The organism is Komagataeibacter oboediens, from assembly GCF_003207815.1.
In the GTDB taxonomy this organism is placed as follows: Bacteria; Pseudomonadota; Alphaproteobacteria; order Acetobacterales; family Acetobacteraceae; genus Komagataeibacter; species Komagataeibacter oboediens.
In genome coordinates this window covers 1-818 of sequence record NZ_NKTX01000235.1, presented here as the reverse complement: position 1 = coordinate 818, position 818 = coordinate 1, and the positions used below count along the sequence as shown (strand labels likewise).

The window sequence follows — 818 nt, the reverse complement described above, 5'->3', positions numbered from 1 at the left end:
ACTGGGTTATGATGGATCCTACGGACGGGTGGCCGCTTTCATCCGGCAATGGAAACACGAACAGCACCAGGCACGCCAGACAACGGGTCGGGGTGTTTTCGTGCCCCTGTGCTTCCAGCCCGGGGAGGCCTTCCAGTTCGACTGGGGCGAGGACTGGGCGGTCATTGCCGGCCGTCGCGTCAAGCTGCAGGTTGCCCACACCAAACTGTCCTTCAGCCGGGCCTTCATACTCAGGGCCTATCCCCTGCAGACCCACGAGATGCTTTTTGATGCGCTTACCGAGGCCTTCCGCGTGCTCGGTGGCGTGCCACGGCGTAATCATCCGGCGAGAGACGCGGGCGTATTCAGGCGGCGATGGTATTGTGGACCTGCTGGTGGGCTTTCCAGTGCCAGGGCAGGAGTTCATGGAGGCGTGGATTGGGGATGTCATTGATCCGTGCCAGGACATCAGCGAGCCATGCATGGGGATCGACATCGTTCAGGCGCGCGGTGACGATCAGGGAATACATGGCGGCGGCGCGCTCTCCGCCACGATCGGACCCGGCGAACAACCAGGCTTTCCTGCCCAGGGCGATGCCGCGCAGGGCGCGTTCTGCTGCATTGTTTGAGAGGCAGATCCGGCCGTCAGTGAGGAATCGTGTGAATGTATCGGCACGTCTGAGAAAATAGTTCATGGCGTGGGCAACGGGATTTTTTGTCGACATGCGCCGGCAACACTCCCGCATCCAGTCGAACAGATCGTCGACCAGAGGGGCTATGTCTGTTTGACGGACTGCCAGCCGATGTTCTGGGGGCGTACCGTTGATGGTGCGCTCGGC

At 61.5% G+C, this 818-nt stretch carries 1 protein-coding gene and 1 pseudogene; one reads left to right on the top strand and one right to left on the bottom strand.

Annotated features, from left to right (window positions below):
* Positions 1–316: pseudogene (locus CFR80_RS18570) on the top strand (IS21 family transposase); the annotation flags it as partial.
* 28 nt (positions 317–344) lie between these two features.
* On the opposite strand, the gene CFR80_RS18565 reads toward CFR80_RS18570, so the two are convergent.
* Positions 345–818 (bottom strand): IS66 family transposase (locus CFR80_RS18565; protein ID WP_146221646.1); only part of this gene is annotated, 474 nt, incomplete at its 5' end.